Annotated in this window: 21 protein-coding genes; 8 read left to right on the top strand and 13 right to left on the bottom strand. The window is 41.5% G+C overall.

Annotation, left to right across the window (positions count from 1 at the left end):
- Nucleotides 1-58 precede the first annotated feature (58 nt).
- Nucleotides 59-565, top strand: a complete 507-nt coding sequence (locus tag Q0Z55_RS08655; RefSeq protein WP_297427103.1) for a hypothetical protein — start codon at nucleotides 59-61, stop codon at nucleotides 563-565.
- 33 nt (nucleotides 566-598) lie between these two features.
- Here Q0Z55_RS08655 and Q0Z55_RS08650 read toward each other — a convergent pair whose 3' ends face one another.
- From Q0Z55_RS08650 to Q0Z55_RS08640, 3 genes are all read right to left on the bottom strand, one after another.
- Nucleotides 599-874 (bottom strand): hypothetical protein, encoded by a 276-nt coding sequence (locus tag Q0Z55_RS08650; RefSeq protein WP_297427102.1) that lies wholly within the window; start codon nucleotides 872-874, stop codon nucleotides 599-601.
- Between the two features lie 6 nt (nucleotides 875-880).
- The gene (locus Q0Z55_RS08645) at nucleotides 881-2,200 is read right to left on the bottom strand and encodes a hemolysin family protein (protein WP_297427100.1); all 1,320 of its coding nucleotides are present in this window, start codon (nucleotides 2,198-2,200) and stop codon (nucleotides 881-883) included.
- 112 nt (nucleotides 2,201-2,312) lie between these two features.
- Nucleotides 2,313-3,302 carry a LysR family transcriptional regulator gene (locus Q0Z55_RS08640; protein ID WP_297427098.1) on the bottom strand — a complete coding sequence of 330 codons (990 nt, stop codon included), beginning with the start codon at nucleotides 3,300-3,302 and terminating at the stop codon, nucleotides 2,313-2,315.
- A gap of 546 nt (nucleotides 3,303-3,848) precedes the next feature.
- Between Q0Z55_RS08640 and Q0Z55_RS08635 the strand changes: the two genes are divergently transcribed.
- Nucleotides 3,849-5,450: an isocitrate lyase gene (locus tag Q0Z55_RS08635; RefSeq protein WP_297427096.1), complete on the top strand. Its 1,602-nt coding sequence runs from the start codon at nucleotides 3,849-3,851 to the stop codon at nucleotides 5,448-5,450.
- A 57-nt stretch (nucleotides 5,451-5,507) separates the two neighbouring features.
- Here Q0Z55_RS08635 and Q0Z55_RS08630 read toward each other — a convergent pair whose 3' ends face one another.
- Nucleotides 5,508-5,963, bottom strand: coding sequence for a copper resistance protein NlpE (locus Q0Z55_RS08630; protein WP_297427095.1), 456 nt, complete (start codon nucleotides 5,961-5,963; stop codon nucleotides 5,508-5,510).
- Nucleotides 5,964-6,162: 199 nt separating this feature from the next.
- Here Q0Z55_RS08630 and Q0Z55_RS08625 point away from each other — a divergent pair, with 199 nt between their 5' ends.
- Nucleotides 6,163-6,741 (top strand): 1-acyl-sn-glycerol-3-phosphate acyltransferase, encoded by a 579-nt coding sequence (locus tag Q0Z55_RS08625; RefSeq protein WP_297427093.1) that lies wholly within the window; start codon nucleotides 6,163-6,165, stop codon nucleotides 6,739-6,741.
- Nucleotides 6,742-6,763: 22 nt separating this feature from the next.
- Here Q0Z55_RS08625 and Q0Z55_RS08620 read toward each other — a convergent pair whose 3' ends face one another.
- The 3 genes from Q0Z55_RS08620 to mrdA form a co-directional block, all read right to left on the bottom strand.
- Nucleotides 6,764-7,042 carry a hypothetical protein gene (locus tag Q0Z55_RS08620; RefSeq protein ID WP_297427092.1) on the bottom strand — a complete coding sequence of 93 codons (279 nt, stop codon included), beginning with the start codon at nucleotides 7,040-7,042 and terminating at the stop codon, nucleotides 6,764-6,766.
- Nucleotides 7,043-7,274: 232 nt separating this feature from the next.
- On the bottom strand, nucleotides 7,275-7,832 hold the full coding sequence (rsmD, locus tag Q0Z55_RS08615; protein WP_297427090.1) for a 16S rRNA (guanine(966)-N(2))-methyltransferase RsmD: 558 nt from the start codon (nucleotides 7,830-7,832) through the stop codon (nucleotides 7,275-7,277).
- A gap of 2 nt (nucleotides 7,833-7,834) precedes the next feature.
- Entirely contained in the window at nucleotides 7,835-9,814 is a 1,980-nt protein-coding gene (mrdA, locus tag Q0Z55_RS08610) for a penicillin-binding protein 2 (protein ID WP_297427088.1), read from the bottom strand.
- Nucleotides 9,815-10,087: 273 nt separating this feature from the next.
- Here mrdA and Q0Z55_RS08605 point away from each other — a divergent pair, with 273 nt between their 5' ends.
- From Q0Z55_RS08605 to Q0Z55_RS08595, 3 genes are all read left to right on the top strand, one after another.
- Nucleotides 10,088-11,404, top strand: a complete 1,317-nt coding sequence (locus tag Q0Z55_RS08605; protein ID WP_297427086.1) for a hypothetical protein — start codon at nucleotides 10,088-10,090, stop codon at nucleotides 11,402-11,404.
- A gap of 66 nt (nucleotides 11,405-11,470) precedes the next feature.
- Nucleotides 11,471-12,130: an adenylate kinase gene (gene adk, locus Q0Z55_RS08600; RefSeq protein WP_297427084.1), complete on the top strand. Its 660-nt coding sequence runs from the start codon at nucleotides 11,471-11,473 to the stop codon at nucleotides 12,128-12,130.
- 75 nt (nucleotides 12,131-12,205) lie between these two features.
- The gene (locus Q0Z55_RS08595; RefSeq protein WP_297427082.1) at nucleotides 12,206-12,391 is read left to right on the top strand and encodes a hypothetical protein; all 186 of its coding nucleotides are present in this window, start codon (nucleotides 12,206-12,208) and stop codon (nucleotides 12,389-12,391) included.
- Nucleotides 12,392-12,416: 25 nt separating this feature from the next.
- Here the strand turns inward: Q0Z55_RS08595 and nth are convergent, their stop codons facing one another.
- Complete coding sequence (gene nth / locus Q0Z55_RS08590; protein ID WP_297427080.1) at nucleotides 12,417-13,124, bottom strand: endonuclease III; 708 nt, start codon at nucleotides 13,122-13,124, stop codon at nucleotides 12,417-12,419.
- A 1-nt stretch (nucleotide 13,125) separates the two neighbouring features.
- Nucleotides 13,126-13,917, bottom strand: coding sequence for an RnfABCDGE type electron transport complex subunit B (locus tag Q0Z55_RS08585; protein WP_297427079.1), 792 nt, complete (start codon nucleotides 13,915-13,917; stop codon nucleotides 13,126-13,128).
- Nucleotides 13,918-14,257: 340 nt separating this feature from the next.
- On the opposite strand from Q0Z55_RS08585, the gene gdhA reads away from it, so the two are divergent.
- The gene (gene gdhA / locus Q0Z55_RS08580; protein ID WP_297427077.1) at nucleotides 14,258-15,601 is read left to right on the top strand and encodes an NADP-specific glutamate dehydrogenase; all 1,344 of its coding nucleotides are present in this window, start codon (nucleotides 14,258-14,260) and stop codon (nucleotides 15,599-15,601) included.
- Nucleotides 15,602-15,658: 57 nt separating this feature from the next.
- On the opposite strand, the gene Q0Z55_RS08575 is transcribed toward gdhA, so the two are convergent.
- The 3 genes from Q0Z55_RS08575 to rlmH all read right to left on the bottom strand — a co-directional run bounded on the left by Q0Z55_RS08575 (nucleotide 15,659) and on the right by rlmH (nucleotide 17,877).
- The gene (locus tag Q0Z55_RS08575) at nucleotides 15,659-16,417 is read right to left on the bottom strand and encodes a DUF4377 domain-containing protein (RefSeq protein ID WP_297427074.1); all 759 of its coding nucleotides are present in this window, start codon (nucleotides 16,415-16,417) and stop codon (nucleotides 15,659-15,661) included.
- 104 nt (nucleotides 16,418-16,521) lie between these two features.
- Entirely contained in the window at nucleotides 16,522-17,298 is a 777-nt protein-coding gene (locus tag Q0Z55_RS08570) for a class III extradiol ring-cleavage dioxygenase (RefSeq protein ID WP_297427072.1), read from the bottom strand.
- A gap of 96 nt (nucleotides 17,299-17,394) precedes the next feature.
- A complete protein-coding gene (gene rlmH, locus Q0Z55_RS08565) occupies nucleotides 17,395-17,877 on the bottom strand; it encodes a 23S rRNA (pseudouridine(1915)-N(3))-methyltransferase RlmH (protein WP_297427069.1) in 483 nt (160 codons plus the stop codon).
- A gap of 139 nt (nucleotides 17,878-18,016) precedes the next feature.
- Between rlmH and Q0Z55_RS08560 the strand changes: the two genes are divergently transcribed.
- Nucleotides 18,017-18,943, top strand: a complete 927-nt coding sequence (locus tag Q0Z55_RS08560; RefSeq protein ID WP_297427066.1) for a M28 family peptidase — start codon at nucleotides 18,017-18,019, stop codon at nucleotides 18,941-18,943.
- A 195-nt stretch (nucleotides 18,944-19,138) separates the two neighbouring features.
- On the opposite strand, the gene lon is transcribed toward Q0Z55_RS08560, so the two are convergent.
- Nucleotides 19,139-21,565: an endopeptidase La gene (lon, locus tag Q0Z55_RS08555; RefSeq protein WP_297427063.1), complete on the bottom strand. Its 2,427-nt coding sequence runs from the start codon at nucleotides 21,563-21,565 to the stop codon at nucleotides 19,139-19,141.
- Between the last annotated feature and the right edge of the window lie 19 nt (nucleotides 21,566-21,584).

Below are 21,584 nucleotides of genomic sequence, written 5' to 3'. Positions count from 1 at the left end.
TCGTAAGCAAATTATGCCAAAATAGCGCTTTAGTTTTCTTATTCTTCAAAGGCAGTTTATGACTGAACATTCTCCTGCAAACTTAAGCGATATCGAAATTTTAGACATTTTGCAGTCTATGAAAAACGATGAGCTCAACATCGAAGCACAAGAAGTGATTCGTGCCGGTGGTAAAGCGGGGCGTCAAGAAGCGCATAAACAAGCCTTAGTGGTTCTTCACCAAAGTTTTGAAGATAAATTTGTAGAAGCTGTGGTATTGGCTTTAGGTCTAAACGAAGGTCAAGCCAAAAAAATTCGCTATAAAAAAGACCGTGTTCGCATTTTAAAAGTACGTGGCATTGATTATTTAGCCATTGATGGGGCTGAAACGGCACAAGTGTTATCACAAGTGGCGCAAGCCATTATTCGTGAAGATGCAACCGTGACGCAAGATTTGCATAATATCTTCCCATTTTGGAAAGAAGGTTGGCCAATGGTACAGCTCGACAATGCTTATAAAGTGCTAGAAGAAGACATCAGCATTCATTATCAAGCAGTTTTAGATGCCTTATTGAGCAAGCGATAAGATTTAAAAAAAAGCGCCTTGAAGGCGCTTTTTTTAATCATACCACCAACGTAATAGCAGTTTGGCAGGCAAAATAAATAGGCGCCACCATGTCATGAGTGGCCAATACCAATAGTCGCCCCACATTAAAGTGTCATTAAAGCGTTTAGCGCGGCGCTCATAAGCATACGGGCTGATTTTGGCGGCAAAAATGAGTAAAGCAATGGCTGCGAGGATAAGTAAACCATTGTTGACATCGGCAAAGAAAAAATAAATACAATATAAAGCCGAGTAAACCGCCAAGCAGGCCACAATCGCAGACAGTGACATGGTATTTTACTCCTGATCTAAAGCGTTTTGGGCTTGGGTGACCAAACGTGTCACCAAGAGTTGGTCAATTTTAAAATGATCCACATCGACCACTTCAAATTTAAAGCCTAAATATTCAACCGAATCAGCAGGACGTGGAATTTTACGTAAGCTGTACATCATAAAGCCAGCTAAAGTTTCATAATTTTCTTCGTCAGGCAATTCTTCAATTTCAAGCGCATGTTTAATGTCTTCAATCGGTGTACTGCCTTCGATCAACCATGAATTTTCATCACGTTTAATAATTTGTAAATCCGCATCAATTGGGGTGACCCAATCGCCCATCACGGTAATCATAATGTCAGACAGAGTAATCACCCCCACCACCAAGGCATATTCATTGATCACCACTGCAAACTTTTCTTTGGTGGAGCGAAAACGATCCAGTACTTCCGATAAAGTTAAAGTATCTGGAATGGTGAGTACATTACGAATGGTCGATTCATTAAGTTGCAATAAAGATTGATTATTTAAAATACGCACCAAGATGTCTTTGGCATCTACATACCCAATCACGCTATCAATGTCTTCATTACAGACTAAAAATTTAGAATAAGGATACTCAGCCAGTTTTTGTCGAATGCTGTCTTCTGATTCATTTAAAGTAAAATAGACTACATTTTCACGGGTGGTCATACTAGACGGTACGTTACGTTCTTCAAGCTCAAATACGTTTTCAATAAAATGATGTTCTTGTTTGAGTAACACGCCCGCTTGTGCACCGGCATCCATCACCGCTGAAATATCGGCAAAGGTAATATTGTCGTCGCGTGTGGTATTGACTTTAAATAAGCGAAACAACACATTGGCAATGGTATTGATCATCCAAGCCAAAGGTCGGCAGACCTTAATAAATACTTGAATGGGATCAATGACGCTGACGGCAATTTTTTCAGGTGCGATCATGGCCAAGCGTTTAGGCATCAGGTCGGCAAATAAGATGAATAAGGAGGTAACGAGGGTAAAAGATAGTGCAAAGCCAATGGTTTCTGCCCAAGGTCCAGTATAAAACTGTGCCACAAATGCCATGAAATAAGGACGAAACGCCCCTTCACCTAAAATACCACCTAAGATTGCAACAGCGTTGAGACCAATTTGTGAGGCAGCAAAGAAATCAGCGGAGTTTTCCTGTAAGTCCATGACGCGCTGTGCACGTTCGTCGCCTGATTCGGCTAAAATCTTGAGTTTGACCTTGCGTGCACCGGCTAAGGCAATTTCGGTTAACGATAAAAATCCTGCCCCGACAATTAAGAGCATGATGATGAGGATATTTTGAAAGAGGCTCACGGGTTCACCTGTGATGAGAATCTTATTATTTATATTGATCTTTTAACATAAAAATAGCCGTGTAGCGTATTTTCTTTACACGGCTAAATAACATCAAAGTGCAAAAATAAACTTAGTAGGGAGAAATTTGTGAATTATTTTGCAAATATTCGCGATTTTCTTCCTCAATCATTTGACGCGCCACATATAAAATCAACTGACGTAACCAACGATGCGCCGGATGATGATGCAGCAGTGGACACCATGCCATTTTTAATTCAAATTCAGGGATATAAAAGGGTGGGTCTTTAATCAAGATATTTTGGCTTTTGGCTTGTAAACGCGCAATTCGGCTTGGCAATGTGGCAATTAAATCCACATTGGAGGCCAATAATCCAGGCATTTGATAATGACGGGTAAACACCGAAATCTTACGTTTTTGTCCAATACGCTCTAAAGCTTGGTCAATCCACCCCAATCCGGCTTGTTTGTCAGGATTAACCCCAAAACCGACACCCATACCTGTTTTAGAGACCCAAATATGCTGGGCATCTAAATAGCTTTTGAGATTTAAGTTGGCAGCAGATGGATGTTTTGGATTTAATAAGCATGAAAAGCTGTCACGCCATACCAAAACTTGATGGAAACTTTGCGGAATTTCATTAAAGCGGTTAATGGCTAAATCGACCTTACCTTGTTCCATATCGCGATATGACACATCACTTGGTGTTAAAAAGTCCAACACAACATTGGGTGCTTCAGCACGCAAAGCTTTGACCAAACGTGGTACTAAGGTGGCCTCAGCATAATCTGAGGTCATAATTCTAAATACACGATTAGAAGTATAAGGACGAAATTCGGTGCGTGGCTCTAAAATCATCGACAGATCAGATAAAGCATCACGAATACGCGGTTGTAATTCTAAAGCACGTTCTGTCGGGGTCATGCCTTCAGATGAGCGGATCAATAAAGGATCATTAAATAAATTGCGTAAGCGACGCAAAATATTACTCATCGCCGGTTGCGTGACACCCAATTGCTCTGCGGCGCGGGTGACATTTTTTTCGCGAAGGAGTACATCAAGGTAAATTAGTAGATTAAGGTCGACCCGCTCCAGATTCATAAAAAAAATACCGAGAATAAAATTATGAAATTACTGGTGATTATGCCATAAGCCATACACCTTGTGTAAGGCAAGGTTTTAAAAAAGCCGCGTTTTTATCCTGTCATACAACACGTAGTCATAGATACATGCTAGATAAGAATCATCCTATTCACAGACTTTATCATATGAAAATGAATCTAAGACCAAGTACATAAATCAAGCAAGATGGCTCAAGTTAAATTAAAACTACGTCAAAAATTACAGAAAAAAGTGCCTTAAGACTTAGGTCTAATGCTGAATAAAAATACAAAATATAAAAACCGTTTAAATATTTTATATATAAAAAACAATAATTTAAAAAGTACTATCACGCAAACTATACGACTTTTAGCTACGTATTTTTTAAATAAATGTCGGAAATTCTCGCAGACTATTGGATTAAATTTTTTAAGCCAACTAATCTGTATTCAATGCAACGAGGCGCTCATAATCTAAACAAGTACATGAGGGTGAGATTTTAGCAAATCGTTGGGAAAAGTCCTAAAATTAATACAGGGAAATATCATGACTACATATCAAACAGCGATTGATGCAATCCGCGAATTAAAAGCAAAATTCGGCAACACATGGGCAGACATCTCTCCTGAAGATGCTGCACGTATGCAAATGCAAAACCGTTTTAAAACTGGTTTAGACATCGCGAAATACACAGCTGCAATCATGCGTCGTGATATGGCTGCTTATGATGCTGACTCTAGCAAGTACACACAATCACTAGGCTGCTGGCACGGTTTTATCGCACAGCAAAAAATGATTGCGAACAAAAAATACTTCGGTACAACTGAACGTCGCTACATCTACCTTTCTGGTTGGATGGTTGCTGCACTTCGTTCTGAATTCGGTCCTTTACCTGACCAATCTATGCACGAAAAAACTTCTGTTCCTGCATTGATCGAAGAAATCTACACATTCTTACGTCAAGCTGACGCGAAAGAATTAAACGACTTGTTCCGTGCACTTAAAAAAGCACAAGAAGCAGGCGATACAGCTAAAGCTGAAGAAATTACTGCTCAAATCGACGGTTTCCAAACTCACGTTGTGCCAATTATTGCCGACATCGATGCAGGTTTTGGTAACGAAGAAGCAACTTACCTTTTAGCTAAGAAAATGATCGAAGCGGGTGCATGTGCACTTCAAATCGAAAACCAAGTTTCTGATGCGAAACAATGTGGTCACCAAGCAGGTAAAGTAACTGTTCCACATGAAGACTTCATCGCTAAAATCCATGCATTACGTTATGCATTCTTAGAAATGGGTCTTGATGACGGTATCATCGTTGCACGTACTGACTCTGAAGGCGCTGATTTAACTCAAAAAATCCCAGTGGTTAAAGAGCCAGGCGACATCGCTTCTCAATACATCAGCTACTTAGACACAACTGAAATTGATATTTCAGAAGCACAAGAAGATGAAATCTTAATCAAACGTGATGGTAAATTACACCGTCCTAAGCGTTTAGCTTCTGGCTTATACCAATTCCGTGAAGGCACGCAAATTGACCGCGTTGTACTTGACTGTGTAACTAGCTTACAAAATGGTGCTGACCTTCTTTGGATCGAAACTGCAACACCAAACGTTGCTGAAATCGCTCACATGGTGAACCGTGTTAAAGAAACAGTTCCAAATGCGAAACTTGTTTATAACAACTCTCCATCATTCAACTGGACGTTAAACTTCCGTCAACAAGCGTACGATCGTTGGGTTGCTGAAGGTAAAGACGTTTCTGCTTACGACCGTGCTAAATTAATGAGCGCTGAGTACGATGCAACTGAATTAGCTGCTGAAGCTGACGAAAAAGTACGTACATTCCAAGCAGATGCTGCACGTGAAGCTGGTGTGTTCCATCACTTGATCACACTTCCGACTTACCACACAGCTGCGCTTTCTACTCATGAGCTTGCTCAAGGTTACTTCGGTTCTGAAGGTATGTTGGCTTATGTTGCTGGCGTACAACGTAAAGAAATCCGCGGTTCAATCGCTTGTGTTAAACACCAAGCAATGGCGGGTTCTGACATCGGTGATGATCACAAAGAAATCTTTGCTGGTGACAACGCGCTTAAAGCAGGCGATGATGCTAAAAACACCATGAACCAATTCTCAGCTTAATTTCTTAAGCTTTGATGGACCCTAAAAAACCCAGCTTCGGCTGGGTTTTTTTTAACATTAATTTAATTCTTTTATTAATTTATAATTAAGTTGGCTATCAAACGCCTCGCCAGTTTGCATGTCTCTGAGTTCAATAAAATTGTCGCCTACAAAGAACTTACGATTTTGTCCTTGCTTGTCTAAAGTAATGATCTTGTTGCTGGCATCAAAACTAAACTCACCTTTGTATTTGGCTTCTTGATTATTTTTGCCTAAATATTCTTCTGACAACTCATAGCTATTGTCGGCTTTGAGTTCAAGCTCCGTTTCAATGCCATTACAATCTGCACAGGGCAACACGCCTTTATAATCTCCCACCCAATTTAAATTGTTGGTATTTGGCGCAGGATTGTCACTCATACTTGCTTGGGTATTGCTGCTAGGTGCAGGGCTGGACGTGGTTTCAGTAGGCCCAGAACAAGCACTGAGTGCAACAGCAATGACGATACAACTAGATAACAGTATATTTTTCATGTCAACTCGATTTTTAATGTAGATCAGATGAATTTTGGCCAAAATATAATTTATAGATTGTGCTTTTTTTGTGCATATCATGTACTTTTTTTACAATGCATACAGCGCTAAAAACCAGTAGCCCTTATTTATTGAGAGGCAATGATCTTGAACCTTAAGCTTGTTAAACTAAGTCTGAAATAAAATTTGAGACAGCAGTGTGTTTGAGAAGTTAGCAGAACGTAGCTTGAATGCTTTAGGTTGGCAGGTGGATAACCATTGGCCATTAGATTTAGACCAATGTGTCATGATCGCAGCGCCGCATACCAGTAATTGGGATGCTTTATATGCGCGTTTGGCGCTTAAAGCTTTAGGTGTGAATGTAAGGATTACTATTAAGGACAGTTATATGAAACTGCCTTTTGGTCCATTTGTACGTGCAATGGGTGGCATTGGGATTAATCGTAACCCTAAGCAACCCGGTGATGCACGTCCAAGCATGGTTGAAGTGATGACTGAGCTATTTACTATCCATCCAAAGTTGGTCATGTTGGTCACCCCTGAAGGCACACGTAGTAAACAAGAAAAGTGGAAAACGGGTTTTTATCATATTGCTTTAAATGCGGGTGTACCAATTGCACTGGCTTATATGGATTATGCCAAGCAAAAAACTGGGGTGGGTAAAATCATTTATCCAAGCGGTGATATGCAACAGGATATGCGTGAAATTATGCAATTTTATGCCAATATCAGTCCAAAATATCCAGAGCAGTTTAGTTTAGATCAACGTTATTTATAAAAAAACAGGGCACAAGCCCTGTTTATGGTGCATCGATAGGCAAGCCACCAAGCGACTGACAGGCTGCATGGTACTTTTGATATTGCTCTTCAATCATCTCAGACAGGGGTAAATGTAAATCATAGTCACCAGCTTTATAGCTGTTTAGATAGGCTTCGGCTTTTTCACGACTACTGGCCAAACTTTGTTGGTGATAGCTGGTCATGGCACTGTGCGCAATATGGTGGCTTTCCACATTAAGACATTGAAATTGTGCCAACAGTGCTTCAGCACGTTGAATTTCTTGGGATGCACCAAACATGCAGCCACTAAACAGCAATAGACTGCTGATGATAAAGCCAAGTCTCATAACAATGATTTAAATGAAAAGATCCTACTATTGTATAAACAATTATAAAAATAATGTGCAGCTTTTGCTTGTTTGGTCAATAAATAGCAACGTTATTCACATAAAATATGAGCAAAGCATCATCACCGCTGCAAAAGTGAGTTGAGATCTAAGCTGTGTATAAAGCGCTATTTCAACCAAGCCATCATACGCTTTGTTTTTGGTACAAGCCTGCACGTACTGTGCCGGCCTTGGTATTTTTAAGCAAATGCCATGTATTGGGTAAAACCAACTGGTTTAAATCACAATCTGCTTCAACATAAATAAAGGCTTGATTGGCAATTACAGGGTCAGCCAATTGTGCTAATTCTTGCCATAAGTCTAAGCTATAGGGTGGGTCTAAAAACACTAAGTCAAAAGATTGCTTCAAGCTTGAAATGGCGTGTTGTGCCGTAGCAACTTTTAATTGCGCACGCTGATTGGTAATTTTAAGCAGCTCTAAATTCTTTCTTAAAAAATTGGCCTGTTCAACATTCGGTTCAATCATGACCACATGGCTAGCACCGCGTGACAATGCCTCAAAACTTAGTGCACCCGAACCTGCACACAAGTCTAAAACCTGCGCATTTTGCACATCCCACATTAACCAATTAAATAAGGTTTCACGCACACGGTCAGGTGTTGGACGTAAACCTTCAATGCTGGCAAAGGGCAGTTGGCGACGTTTCCATTCGCCACCAATAATACGTAATTGGTTTTTCATGTTTAATCTCGGTTAATAGGTGTGGTTACATTGGGTACAGCCGTTTGGTCGGCTTGTAGTACATTGTTGCCACTTGGCAGTTCACTTGGCTTTAAGCCGGCGGTCATTAGCCCACCGCTCACTTGAGCCGCATCAGGACGAATGGGTTGCTGATCACGTTTAAGTAGCCAATAGTCAAAAATTGGACGCGCAAGTGCCGTTGCAGCACTACCACCACGGCCATTTTCTAAAATCACCGCAATGGCAATTGCAGGTTTTTCAGCAGGGGCAAAGCCTACAAATAAACCATGGTCAAGCTGACGTTCATTGAGTAAGGCTTCGTTATAGCGTTTGCCTTGCGCAATACTTTTAACCTGTGCTGTACCTGTTTTACCTGCAATTTGATATTGCAGTCCACTTTTAATGCCTTTACCGGTGCCTGATTGAATCACGTCAACCATGGCATCACGCATTTTGATCCAATCTTCAGCTTTGCCATTAAAGTCAATGCTGCCATTGGTGCCATTATGGACTTTAAAGTTTTTGGCGCCACGGCTTTCACGCAGTACATGAGGGGTGACTTTTAAGCCTTGATTGGCAGTAATGGCAGTGGCCATCGCCAATTGTAAAGGGGTAGAGGTAAAGGCACCTTGTCCAATACTCACCGAAATGGTTTCACCTTTGAGCCATTTGGCATCACGGGTGCGCATTTTCCAAGCAGGGTTAGGATACAGACCTGAACTTTCACTGGGTAAGTCCACACCGGTTTTTTCACCAAATCCAAACTGACGCATCCATGCATCCATTTTCTCAATGCCCATACGATAAGACAACACATAAAAATAAGTATCACAGGACACCACTTGGGCTTTATGCATATTCACAGTACCATGACCTGATTTTTTATGGTCACGGAAACGGTGGCTATCGCCGGGTAAAGTAAAATAACCCGGGTCTGAAATGGCAGTTTGCCAATTGACATAACCATAATGAATGCCGCCTAAACCAAACATTGGTTTAATGGTGGAACCCGGTGGATAAACCCCTTGTACCGCACGGTTATATAAAGGCTGATCTAAGTTATCGCGTAGTGCTGAATAGTCGGTATGGCTAATACCCGTTACAAATAAGTTAGGATTAAAGCTGGGGCTAGACACTAAAGCTAAAATCTCACCTGTATTGGGGTCCATGGCAACAATCGCACCACGACGCCCGGCCAATTGCTGTGAGGCCACCACTTGTAAACCATAATCAAGCGATAAAAACAAATCATTGCCACGAATGGGGTCTTTACGCCCTAAATGGCGCAGTACATTACCAAAGGCATCGGCTTCCACCGATTCATTGCCGGGTACGCCGTGCAATAAATCTTCATAGGATTTTTCGACCCCAATTTTACCAATCAAGTTGGTACCAGCATATGCATCTTTATCAATGCTTTTGAGTTCTTTGTCGTTAATACGCCCCACATAGCCAATCACATGGGCAAATAACTCACCGTGTGGGTAATAGCGTGTCATTTGCGTTTCAATGTTTACGCCGGGAAATTGATATTTAATTTCACTAAATCTGGCAATGTCTTGCTCAGTTAAATTAAGTTTAATCGCCACACGTTCAGTTTTACGAGAGGTTTTAATACGGCTTTGAAAGCCTTTAATATCTTCTTCGCTTAACGCTAAAATCGGTGTTAAACGCGCTAGAGTATCGTCAATATCTTCAACATCAGCGCGGCTTAAGGTTGCTGAAAAGACCGGATAATTGTCGGCCAACAATACGCCATTACGGTCATAAATATAACCACGCGCAGGTGCAAGCGGTTGCAAGCGAATTCGGTTTTTATCAGACGCAGTATGAAATTCTTCATAACTGATAATTTGCAAATAGGCATAGCGAGACACCAACAGCAATAAAAAAAACGCCACAATCCCCATGGCAATAAAGACACGATTGCGAAAAATGCGCTTTTCCTGTTGGACATTTTTAAGGGGCAAGTGCTGTTTCATACACAATCGGCTTTTAAATGAGGCGAAAAACGAAGAGCACTATTCTAGCGCATATGCTGCAATTTTGCGTGATTTGATCAAATCTTTTCATGTGTAAATCAAGCTCTAGGCTTTGCGGTTTAAATGACACAAGCATGCCTCATATTGCACGTAGTAATACATTTTCTTAACACAGTTAAGTGACGCTTGATTCAAAAAATGGTTATGATAGAGCAGCTTAATGAACTGTAATTTTGGCTGTGATGCCACCCCAACCTGCCTTGGAATCCCTACATGCTTGAGTACATCCATCAATTGTGGCTTGCATTTTTAAATCGACCTGATTTTTGGGGTGTAGTGAGTATTGTACCTGTCACCGCGTTTGTGACATGGGCGCATGTATGGATGGCGCTGAAAATGGTATTTTTTCCAGTTCATTTTTGGGGCTTTCATATCGGTCCCATCCCTGTAGGCTGGCAGGGGATTGTGCCACGAAAGGCGGGGCATATCTCAGGGGTGATTACCGACAATGCCTTGTCTAAACTCGGCTCATTACAAGAATTTTTACATGCCATGGACCCTGACGAAATGGCAGATATTATTGGTGTGCAAATTGATGCCGACTTAGAAACCTTAATTGAAGAGGTCATGCTCGAGCGTAATCCAATTTTATGGGAAAACGTGCCTTATGCCATTAAGCGCCGAATTTTTGCGCAAGCACATAAACAATTACCCAATATTTTAAAAGAATTGGTGACTGAACTGACCATGAATGTGGAAACTTTGGTCGACATGCGTGAAATGATCGTGCGTCGTATGGAAGGCGACCGTCGTTTAATGGTACGGATGTTTTTAACGGTGGGCCAAAAAGAGATTAATTTTATTTGGCATATCAGTGCATTAATTGGGGTGGGTTTTGGTCTGATCCAAATGGTGATTTGGTTTGTGGTGCCGTGGCATTGGACAGTCCCGATTTGGGCGGCAATTTGGGGCTTACTGACCAACTGGATTGCCATTTGGATGGTGTTTAATCCCATGCTGCCACATCCGGTGCGTTATCCACAGTTTTTTAAACGTACGCAAGATCATCAATTTCCTTGGATTAAACCGATTGTGCCGCGCATGGGGAGTTACAACATTCAAGGCGCGTTTATGAAGCGTCAAGATGAAGTATCCACTGTATTTGCCAAGATTGTGACCGAAGAGCTCATTACTTTAAAAACCATTATGACTGAAATGATGTATGGTAGTCGTAAAGATCGTACACGTCGGATCGTCAAGCGACACATCAACCAAATTATGGATACGCCATTGGTGCGGACCACTTTACAGCTGTCTTTGGGCCCAAAAGAGTATGCAAAGCTCAAGACAGACTTGATTGATCGTTCAATTGAAATTACGATGGTGCCTGTATGCGACCCAGCCTTTAATGCGAGCCGTGCACAGAAAATCTATCAAATGTTCCGTGAACGTATTCGAGACCTAACGCCACAAGAGTTTCAGAATTTGTTACGTCCTGCATTTCAGGAAGACGAATGGATTTTGATTGTATTGGGAGGGGTAACCGGATTCTTAGCCGGCTTAATACATTTGTTTGTGGCTTTCTTATAAAATCGATGCTGACAGGCCAATCGCTTGAAGTGTCATATACATATTAAACATGAGGATGTTTTTATTATGCGCATTATCTTACTCGGACCACCTGGAGCAGGTAAAGGTACACAAGCTCAGTTGATCTGTAAGCGCTACAATGTCCCACAAATTTCAACCGGTGATATGCTCCGTGCTGCAATTCGTGAAGGAACAGAACTTGGTCTTAAAGCTAAAAGCGTCATGGAAAGTGGCGGCTTAGTTTCAGACGAGCTGATTATTGGTTTAGTCAAAGAACGTATTGCACAGCCAGATTGTGTTAATGGCTGTATCTTTGATGGTTTCCCACGTACGATTCCGCAAGCTGAAGCTTTAGAAAAAGAAGGCATCAACATTGATCACGTGATTGAAATTGATGTACCAGATGAAGAGATCGTACAACGTCTATCAGGCCGCCGTCAGCACCCTGCGTCGGGTCGTGTGTATCACATCGTTTACAACCCACCAAAAGTGGAAGGTAAAGATGATGAAACAGGTGAAGATTTGGTACAACGTGCTGATGACCAAGAAGAAACCATTCGCAAGCGTTTAGGTTCATACCACGCTGAAACTGAACAGCTCGTTGGCTTCTATCAAAGCCGTGCTGCATCAGGTGAAAATGCACCGACTTATGACAAATTAAACGGTTTACGTCCAATTGATGACGTACAAACTGATCTTTTTGCCATTTTAGGTGATGCAAAATAAGTTTTTGACTTGTTTTGACATTAAAAGAGTCCTAAGTCATATTAGGGCTCTTTTTTATTGTGTTGAGAGTTAGGTGTGCTAAAAATTGGTGCGATTGTGTTAGTAGTCGTCGGTTTAATTCTATTATTCGGCTTGATTTACATCAGTTTTAAAATGTTACGTCAAACCCAACAGCAACAGCGTGATGTGGGCAGCTCAAAGCAATATAAAATTCATCCTAAATTGCAACAACAGCGCGATAAACAGCAGCAAGACAAATAACCAGACGTATAAAAATATCGATGACTTAAGCATCGATATTTTTGACCACAATCGGTTTGCTGGCGCCAAAATCAAAACGATCTGGCCAATTGCACACATCACTGACCACGCATTCGTGGCATTTGGGTTTACGGGCAATGCAACAATAACGCCCATGCAAAATCAGCCAATGGTGCGCATCAAGCATAAATTCTTTGGGAATTACCTTAAGTAAACGTTGCTCGACTTCAAGTACATCTTTACCTACAGCCAAACCAGTCCGATTACCTAAACGAAAAATATGCGTATCGACCGCCATCGTCGGTTGCCCAAAGGCTGTGTTGAGTACCACATTGGCGGTTTTACGCCCCACACCAGGTAGCGCCTCTAAATCTTTACGGTTACTGGGTACTTGGCTTGCATGTAATTCAATGAGCATCTTACAAGCTTTAATCACGTTTTCGGCTTTGGAATTATATAAACCGATGGTTTTAATATAGTGTTTTAAACCTTCAACGCCTAAGGCGTAAATCGCTTCGGGTGTATTGGCGACAGGAAATAATTTGTCGGTGGCTTTATTAACACTCACGTCAGTCGCTTGAGCAGATAAAGTCACGGCAACCAAGAGTTCAAAAGGACTCGAAAAGTTCAGTTCAGTTTGTGGATGTGGACGTTGTTCACGTAAACGTTCAAAAAAAGTCTGTACTTGCTTTTTGGTCATGTTTTTTACAGGTTGAGCACGAGAACTGACCATCTTAAGCTCCTAATGCATGTAACTGTTGCTGCAAATCCTGCAACAAGGCACGTTTAGTGGCATCGTCACGTACACTCAATTGTTTTTCCAATTTTTTAATTTGGGTACGTAATTTGGCAAGCTCAATGGTGCTTTTTGTATCAAAAGTCGCCAATAAATCACGCTTTTTCTCTGCAACTTCAATATGCGGTGTGTGGGCGTCATTTTGGGTTAATTGCGCAAAAAGTTGAGTATTAATCTCAGCACGTACCACAGGTCCAGTACGGTCAAGGCGACGTTTTTCTTCGCGTTGAATATGCGCGTAGTATCGGGCACGTAAATCATTTTGCTGGGCAATACGTAACTGTTCAGAAGGCAATGGCTGAGGGTCTGGAATTAAATCAATACAATCAACGGGGCAAGGTGCGATACATAACTCGCAACCTGTACATAAATCGGATAACACGCTATGCATCAATTTACCTGCGCCCAAAATGGCATCTACAGGACAGGCGCTGATACATTTGGTGCAGCCAATACATTCATCTTCACGTATAACCGCCTTCATTTGCTGCGGACGGCCATCTATTTGGATAGGCCATGCACTTGGCTCAGCCTTAAGCTGAGGGCGCTTGAGCAGCCTTGCAAGCGCATCTGCAACAGGTTGACCACCGGGTACACATTTATTGGCAGCCTCTCCCTCAGTAATAGCCTTGGCATACGGTAAACAGCCATCACGATGGCCACATAAGCCACATTGAGTTTGCGGCAACAGATGATCAATCTGTTGAATGAGAGAGATTTGAGCGTTCATAAGTTAAAAATCTTGTAAGTCGAAGGGCAACAAGAAAACAAGCAGATAAAGGCGGAATATTAACATGTTTTAAGCACAAAATCTGTGGTGCAAAAACAGCTCACATTTTGTGCGAAAAAACTTCGATTGAGTTGATTTTTATCAATAATCAATTGTTTTAAAATTCATGAAAAAAAGTTGGATAAATTAATTTAAATGGTTGTTATTAAATCTAAAAAAAAGTTTTTTTCAAAAAACTATTGCTGATTGTTAACAAAAGATATTAAATTGTCTGCGCCAAAATATATCATTGATTGAAATTTTGACCAATTTTGATCCACTTTCTGCTGAGGATTAAGCGTTGAAATACAACAGCCTTAACGAGTTCCTAGATTACGTTAAAACACGTGATGCATATCAACCAGAGTTTCTTCAAGCCGTTGAAGAAGTTATGACCAGTCTTTGGCCATTTATTGAAAAGAACCCTCAATACGCAGCCCATGGTTTGCTTGAGCGTTTAGTAGAACCTGAGCGTGCGATTCAATTCCGCGTTTCTTGGGTCGATGACCAGGGTCAAACTCACGTTAACCGTGCGTTCCGTGTTCAGTACAACTCAGCGATTGGTCCATATAAGGGTGGTATGCGTTTCCATCCATCAGTAAACCTTTCAATCTTAAAATTCTTAGGTTTTGAACAGACCTTTAAAAACGCTTTAACTACTTTGCCAATGGGCGGTGGTAAAGGCGGTTCAGACTTTGATCCTAAGGGCAAGTCTGAAGGCGAAATCATGCGTTTTTGCCAAGCACTCATGATCGAGTTATACCGTCACTTAGGTTCAAACACAGATATCCCAGCAGGTGATATTGGTGTGGGTGGCCGTGAAGTGGGTTACATGGCAGGTATGATGAAGAAGCTCAGCAATGACACTTCATGTGTGTTTACCGGTAAAGGTTTAACTTTTGGTGGTTCTTTAGCACGTCCTGAAGCTACTGGCTTTGGTACAGTTTACTTTGCTGAAGAAATGCTTAAAACCCGTGGCGAAAGCTTTAAAGATAAAGTCGTGACCATTTCAGGTTCTGGTAACGTTGCGCAGTATGCAGCTGAAAAAGCCATGTACTTAGGTGCCAAAGTAGTGTCACTTTCTGACTCTAACGGTACAGTCTATGTAAAAGACGGTTTCACTGAAGAACTTCTGCAAGAAGTGATGGATTTGAAAAACGTAAAACGTGGTCGTATCTCAGAATTTGCCGAAAAACACGGTTTTGAATACCTAGCTGGTCAACGTCCTTGGTCAATCAAATGTGATATCGCACTTCCATGTGCAACGCAAAATGAATTAGATGCAGATGATGCAGCTCAACTTCTTGCAAACGGTGTGATCTGTGTTGCTGAAGGTGCGAACATGCCATCGACTTTAGCTGCTGTAGAAAAATTCGTGGAAGCGAAAATTCTCTATGCACCAGGTAAAGCATCTAACGCAGGTGGTGTAGCCACTTCTGGTCTTGAAATGTCACAAAATGCATTGCGTTTAGGTTGGACATTTGAAGAAGTAGATGAGCGTTTACATGCGATCATGAAGGAAATTCACCGTAACTGCGTGAAGTTTGGTACTAAAGAAGATGGTACTGTTAACTACGTAGATGGCGCGAACATTGCAGGCTTTGTAAAAGTAGCTGATGCAATGCTTGCACAAGGTGTTTACTAATTTTTAATTGGTAAATCAAAAAAACCGCTCGATTGAGCGGTTTTTTTATGGCGTGATTTAAATGCGACCACGTTCAACCGTCATATCATGAATATAAACATACTTTGATTGATCTGCAGCAGGGTTTTTAATGCTATAACGTTTCACTCGAATGACTTGACGTTCATTGGGGTTATGTTGATAACCTTGGATAGCGTCATAAAACAGACTCCAATTGGCGTCGTGATAAGTTTTTAAACCTTGTTGGTTATAGCGAATTTCTTTGACCTGCAAACATTGCTGAGCCACAACGCCCGTGCAACTTTTGGTTTGTGGGTGGATTTCGTAAAACATCACTTGAGCTTCACCTTGATACAAGGTTTCAGGTGTCATGTGACCCGTGAACATATAACGCTGACCTGTAGCATCCATCAGGGTTAAAGTAGGACCTTGCCGATCGCTCACATCAAGGACAAAAGGCACAGCACGTTGATCGAGCAATTTAATGGCAAGCTCTTGTTGACGTGTATCGGCAGGTGAGCAGGCCATTTGGGTCATCATGGTATTGCCGGTGATTAGGGTATTATTGTCAACACGCCATGTTGAACCCAAGCTATTACAGGTGGTTTGAACACTCAAACGATCGCCTACAAAACTCAGTAGCATAGGTTTTTTGGCGCCTGTGTCAGCATGCCAAGTATAAGCAGTTAAAGTTTTCGTTGGGTTTTGCTTTTGAATGATGTGCATGGCTTGGTCTCGCACCTGTTGAATGTCATTCGATTGGCAAGCGGCTAAAGTCAAAGGCAATAAAGCCAAGGCTAAATAAGAAAAGCGCATAAGATTTTTTAGATTATGGTGAAATAGTTTTTAATATAATCAAAAACAAACGGATACTTTGCAGCATTTAGTTAGCAAAATGTATCCGTTTGATCATGCAACATTTAGTCGAAGCGATAAATGTCCATGCCTAGTGAGCCCATCGTAAAGCTGCTATGTACAATACTAAAGCGCGGGCCTGTGCCCATCGCAAAAAATAATGGGGCAAAGTGCTCAAGAGTAGGATGGTTTTGCTCAAGATATGGAATATTGTTCCAATCTAAAACGGCGTCTACATCCCCATGTTGTAATTTACTGACCACATAATTGCGGAAAGTTGCTGCCCATACAGGTACATCTTGAGGACGACCATCTCGAACCAAAGCATATAAGTTATGGGTAATACTGCCGGAACCAATCAAGAGAATTTGTTCTTGGCGTAATACACTGAGTATTTGCCCAATGTGGTAAATTTCCTGACTACTCATGTGCATAGGCAATGAAATAGAGATGACAGGAATATCTGCATCAGCATACATATGTAACAGTGGTGTCCAAACGCCGTGGTCGCGTGGGCGGCTACTGTTGGCATGGGCAGCCAAACCTGCTGCATGTAACTGGGCGATAATGCGCTCAGCAAGCTCAGGCTCGCCCGGCGCAGGGTAGCGAATCTCATATAACTCGCGTGGAAAACCACGAAAATCATGCCAAGTATCAGGACGAGTTGCGGTACTGACTTCTAAAGCCTGACTTTCCCAATGCGCTGACATGACCACAATCGCCTTAGGCTTAGGTAAATTTAGGCTTAAACGTGACAAGGCAGGACCCACTTGTTCAGGGTGAAGTGCCAGCATCGGTGAGCCATGAGAAATAAATAAGCCGGGGAGAGTTTTTAAGTCCATATCAGTATACCAAGTTCAATCATGAGAAGGATTGTGCCAAAATTCAGCGTTCTATGTAGCCCATATTTTTCAACGCATTGTTGCAAATATGAGCTTTTAGCCAGCCCGATGATAAGGATGATTATGATTAATACTCATGGCACGATACAACTGTTCAATCAGCATCACACGCACTAAAGGATGCGGCAGGGTCAGTTTAGACAATGACCAATGCCAGGCCGCCGCTTTACGCACCGCTTCTGAGTGACCATCTGGACCACCAATGGCTAAAACAATATCTTGACCTTCAAGCATCCAAGCTTTCATGGTGTCAGCTAATTTTTCGGTACTCAACTCACGACCACCAACTTCTAAAGCAATCAACACTTCATTGCCTTTCATGGCATTTAAAATACTATCGCCTTCAATATTACGGTATTTTAAAATATCGGCTTCGGAATCATTTTTACCCCGCTTGGCCATAGGCAATTCAACAATTTGCGTTTGCACAAAAGGTTGAATACGTTTGAAATAATCTTCAAAACCAGTTAATACCCAAGCAGGCATTTTTTGCCCAATGGTTAAAATACGAATTTTCATAGTCAAAACTTGCCATTAAAACAGCTCAATAGTATATACCGCTGGTTTTACTTTAGGCGAAAGTCACTTGAAAACAAGGCAAAATTCATGTTTTATAGAAAGAAAAAGCAGCACTCATCGCGACTAGGAATAAAAATAAATGCGTTTAATCAACTGTTGTTTACTGGCAGGCTGCACACTGCTCACAAGTGTTGCTCAGGCAGGCGTGCGTCAAGCACAGCCTGAAAATTTACAACTCTTTGTTAGCCAAATTTTAGGTCCCATGCAATATCCAAGACATGGCAAATATCCCGATGAGCTTCATCGTACCGCAGCATGGTTAAATGAACAAATGCGTTTATTTTCAATTCCCTGCCAATATCAAAATGTCCATCTTAACCATAAGCAATATCGTAATGTGGTGTGTAGTCTAAATGTGGGGCGTCCTGACAAAGTCATTTTAGGGGCTCATTATGATACCAAGCTTGATAGTCACGGTATCAATGATAATGCTTCAGGGGTGGCTGCAGTATTAGAAGCTGCACATATTTTAAGCCAAAGAAAAACCAATCTAAAACATAATGTAGATTTTGTATTTTATAGTTTAGCAACCCCACCTTATCATCAAACTGAAGCGATGGGCAGTTTACGACATGCCAAAAGTTTAAGCTCGGTAAAAGACAGCATACATGGTGTTTATGTCTTTGATCAAATCGGCTTTTATGATGCCGATTCAGTGCAAGATTACCCAGCAGGTCTGCAATGGATCTATCCAAGCCATGGCAATTTTATTGCAGCGGTGAGTAATTTAAAATCGCGTCAATTGGCGCAAAATTATTGCCAAGCCATGCAAAACTTGAATCAATTACAATGTGAACGCTTTAGTTTGCCCTTAGTCCATATTTTTGAAGACAGTGATCATCAAAGCTATTGGCATTATGATTTGCCTGCCGTATTAATTACTGATACAGGGCAGTATCGCAATAAAAATCATTATCGTGCTGAGCTAGAATTAAAGCGTTTAGATTATACCAAAATGGCGGCTGTGGTAGATGGTGTTGTAGCAAGTTTAGATGCAGAACCATAAAAAACGCAGTCCTTAAAAGCCAAAGGACTGCGATCATAAAGATCATCCGTCTGGAGATACAGATGACCAAAGACAATACCTAAATGTATTGCATACATGTTCTAAATTGCGGTCAAATCAAGTTGATTGCAAGTCATAGATATAAAAATTTACATAAAAAAAGAGCGCCGCAGCGCTCTTTTTACACTTTAAAACTTAGTGACGTGCCACTTGTTCATCACTACTGCTTGTCACTAATGGCTTTTTAACCAAAGGTTTAGGCTGTTGAACTAAACCCAGTGCTAAAATTTCATCAATTGATTTTACCGCTTTAATTTCTAGACCTTCTTTGACATTGTCTGGAATTTCAGCCAAGTCACGTACGTTATCTTGTGGAATAAAGACCAGTTTGATACCACCACGATGGGCAGCCAGTAACTTCTCTTTTAAACCGCCAATACGCATTGCACGACCACTTAAACTGGTTTCACCGGTCATGGCGATATCAGGACGAATCGCAATTTTGGTAAACGCTGATACAAGCGCTAAGGTTAATGCCAAACCTGCCGATGGACCATCTTTAGGTGTTGCACCCTCAGGCAAATGTACATGCACATCGGTTTCTTCAAAACGTGATGCTTCAATACCCAGCTCGTCTGCGCGAGTCCGTACCACAGTCATTGCTGTCGTAATGGATTCTTTCATGACATCGCCTAGCGAACCTGTGGTAATAAACTTGCCTTTACCCGGTACAGCTGCCACTTCAATGGTCAGTAACTCACCACCTACAGAAGTCCACGCCAAGCCATTAACACGACCCACTTGAGCTTCTTCTTCTGCCATACCAAAGTCAAATTTATGCGGACCTAAGTACTCTGGCAAATTATTGGAATTAACTTCAATTTGTAGATTCTTGGCTTTTTTGCTCACCGCTTCTTTGACCACTTTACGGGCAATCTTTGACACTTCACGCTCAAGACTACGCACACCGGCTTCACGCGTGTAGCGCTGTACAATGTCACGAATCGCTTCTTCATGCACAGTCAATTCTTTAGCACGTAAACCATTATTTTTAATGGCTTTAGGCACAAGGTAGCGCTCGGCAATATTGACTTTTTCATCTTCGGTATAACCCGGCAGACGAATCACTTCCATACGGTCAAGCAATGCTTCAGGAATATTCATACTGTTGGCAGTACAAATAAACATCACTTCCGATAAATCTAAATCAAGATCTAAATAGTGATCGTTGAATTTACTGTTCTGTGATGGATCAAGCACTTCAAGCAATGCCGATGCAGGATCACCACGATAATCTTGCGCCATCTTATCAATTTCATCGAGCAAGAACAGTGGGTTTTTAACACCAACTTTGCTTAACGATTGTACGATTTTACCCGGCATCGCACCAATATAAGTACGACGATGACCACGAATCTCAGCTTCGTCACGTACACCGCCTAAGGCCATACGCACAAATTCACGGCCTGTGGCTTTAGCAACTGACTCACCAAGTGAGGTTTTACCCACCCCCGGAGGACCCACCAAACACAAAATTGGACCGCGCAGTTTTTTCACACGCGACTGAACAGCAAGATATTCAACAATACGGTCTTTAACATCATCTAGACCATAGTGGTCACTGTCGAGGATGTCTTGCGCTTTATTTAAGTTGATGCTGACTTTGCTGGCTTTATTCCAAGGTGTATCTAAAATCACTTCTAAATAGTTACGCACCACGGCTGCTTCACTTGAAGCAGGTTGCATGGCTTTGAGCTTACGAAACTCATTTTCAGCTTTTTTACGCACATGTTCAGGTAAATCTGCTTCGCTTAAACGACGCTCGATCTCTGCCACATCATCTTCAGCACCGCCATTCATGTCAGAAAGTTCGCGCTGAATCACTTTCATTTTTTCATTTAAGAAGTATTCGCGCTGATTTTTTTCCATTTGGCGTTTAACTGATTCATGTAAGGTTTGCTCAATCTGTTGTTCTTCAGACTGTTGCAGCAAATAGCTCATCAGTTCAGTTAAATGTGCTTCAAATTCATCGTGTTCTAAAAACTTTTGCTTAACGTCAATATTCAGTGGAACACGTGTGGCCACAAAGAACAATAATTGCAACACATCATCAATTTTATTGGCGGCAGCAATGAGTTCACGGGCATTACGTAACTTGGTTTCGGCATATTGTGCAAATAAGGCACGCAATTCAAGCAAACGTGTTGCTTGAGTCTCAGGCTCAAGGCGAACGTTCATCGGGCTTAAACTGTGTTCGGCAGTTAAATAACTGTCTTGATCAATAATGCGTTCAAGTTTGGCACGATATAGGCCTTCTATTAGGACCTTAATACAGTTTTCATCATTTTCATGATTTACAACTTGCACAATCTTCGCGACAGTACCGTATTGATATAAATTATCGTGGTCAATTTCTTCTGTAAGCGAATCTTTTTGTGCAACTACAAATACAAGATTGTCACTGTCACGAGCCACATCAACTGCACTGATCGATTTTTCACGACCAACAAACAGCGCAATTTGCATGTGTGGATACACCACAACATCACGTAGCGCTAAAAGGGGTAGTATGCTTGGCACCTCTAGTGCTAAGGTTTCTTCATTCATCGTAATTTCAGACATGGGCACTCCTAGGTGACAA

It is taken from the genome of uncultured Acinetobacter sp. (assembly GCF_947626835.1).
Lineage (GTDB): Bacteria > Pseudomonadota > Gammaproteobacteria > Pseudomonadales > Moraxellaceae > Acinetobacter.
This window is presented reverse-complemented; position numbering and strand designations above follow the sequence as displayed.

Excerpts from the sequence above, each read along its gene's own strand:
- nth (WP_297427080.1), bottom strand. The coding sequence starts at position 13,124 with ATGGTCAGTTCTCGTGCTCAACCTGTAAAAAACATGACCAAAAAGCAA.
- Q0Z55_RS08585 (WP_297427079.1), bottom strand. The coding sequence starts at position 13,917 with ATGAACGCTCAAATCTCTCTCATTCAACAGATTGATCATCTGTTGCCG.
- Q0Z55_RS08650 (WP_297427102.1), bottom strand. The coding sequence starts at position 874 with ATGTCACTGTCTGCGATTGTGGCCTGCTTGGCGGTTTACTCGGCTTTA.
- Q0Z55_RS08570 (WP_297427072.1), bottom strand. The coding sequence starts at position 17,298 with ATGGACTTAAAAACTCTCCCCGGCTTATTTATTTCTCATGGCTCACCG.
- Q0Z55_RS08630 (WP_297427095.1), bottom strand. The coding sequence starts at position 5,963 with ATGAAAAATATACTGTTATCTAGTTGTATCGTCATTGCTGTTGCACTC.
- Q0Z55_RS08620 (WP_297427092.1), bottom strand. The coding sequence starts at position 7,042 with ATGTTTGGTGCATCCCAAGAAATTCAACGTGCTGAAGCACTGTTGGCA.
- mrdA (WP_297427088.1), bottom strand. The coding sequence starts at position 9,814 with ATGAAACAGCACTTGCCCCTTAAAAATGTCCAACAGGAAAAGCGCATT.
- Q0Z55_RS08655 (WP_297427103.1), top strand. The coding sequence starts at position 59 with ATGACTGAACATTCTCCTGCAAACTTAAGCGATATCGAAATTTTAGAC.
- lon (WP_297427063.1), bottom strand. The coding sequence starts at position 21,565 with ATGTCTGAAATTACGATGAATGAAGAAACCTTAGCACTAGAGGTGCCA.
- rsmD (WP_297427090.1), bottom strand. The coding sequence starts at position 7,832 with ATGAAAAACCAATTACGTATTATTGGTGGCGAATGGAAACGTCGCCAA.
- rlmH (WP_297427069.1), bottom strand. The coding sequence starts at position 17,877 with ATGAAAATTCGTATTTTAACCATTGGGCAAAAAATGCCTGCTTGGGTA.
- Q0Z55_RS08605 (WP_297427086.1), top strand. The coding sequence starts at position 10,088 with ATGCTTGAGTACATCCATCAATTGTGGCTTGCATTTTTAAATCGACCT.
- Q0Z55_RS08575 (WP_297427074.1), bottom strand. The coding sequence starts at position 16,417 with ATGCGCTTTTCTTATTTAGCCTTGGCTTTATTGCCTTTGACTTTAGCC.
- Q0Z55_RS08560 (WP_297427066.1), top strand. The coding sequence starts at position 18,017 with ATGCGTTTAATCAACTGTTGTTTACTGGCAGGCTGCACACTGCTCACA.
- Q0Z55_RS08635 (WP_297427096.1), top strand. The coding sequence starts at position 3,849 with ATGACTACATATCAAACAGCGATTGATGCAATCCGCGAATTAAAAGCA.
- adk (WP_297427084.1), top strand. The coding sequence starts at position 11,471 with ATGCGCATTATCTTACTCGGACCACCTGGAGCAGGTAAAGGTACACAA.
- Q0Z55_RS08640 (WP_297427098.1), bottom strand. The coding sequence starts at position 3,302 with ATGAATCTGGAGCGGGTCGACCTTAATCTACTAATTTACCTTGATGTA.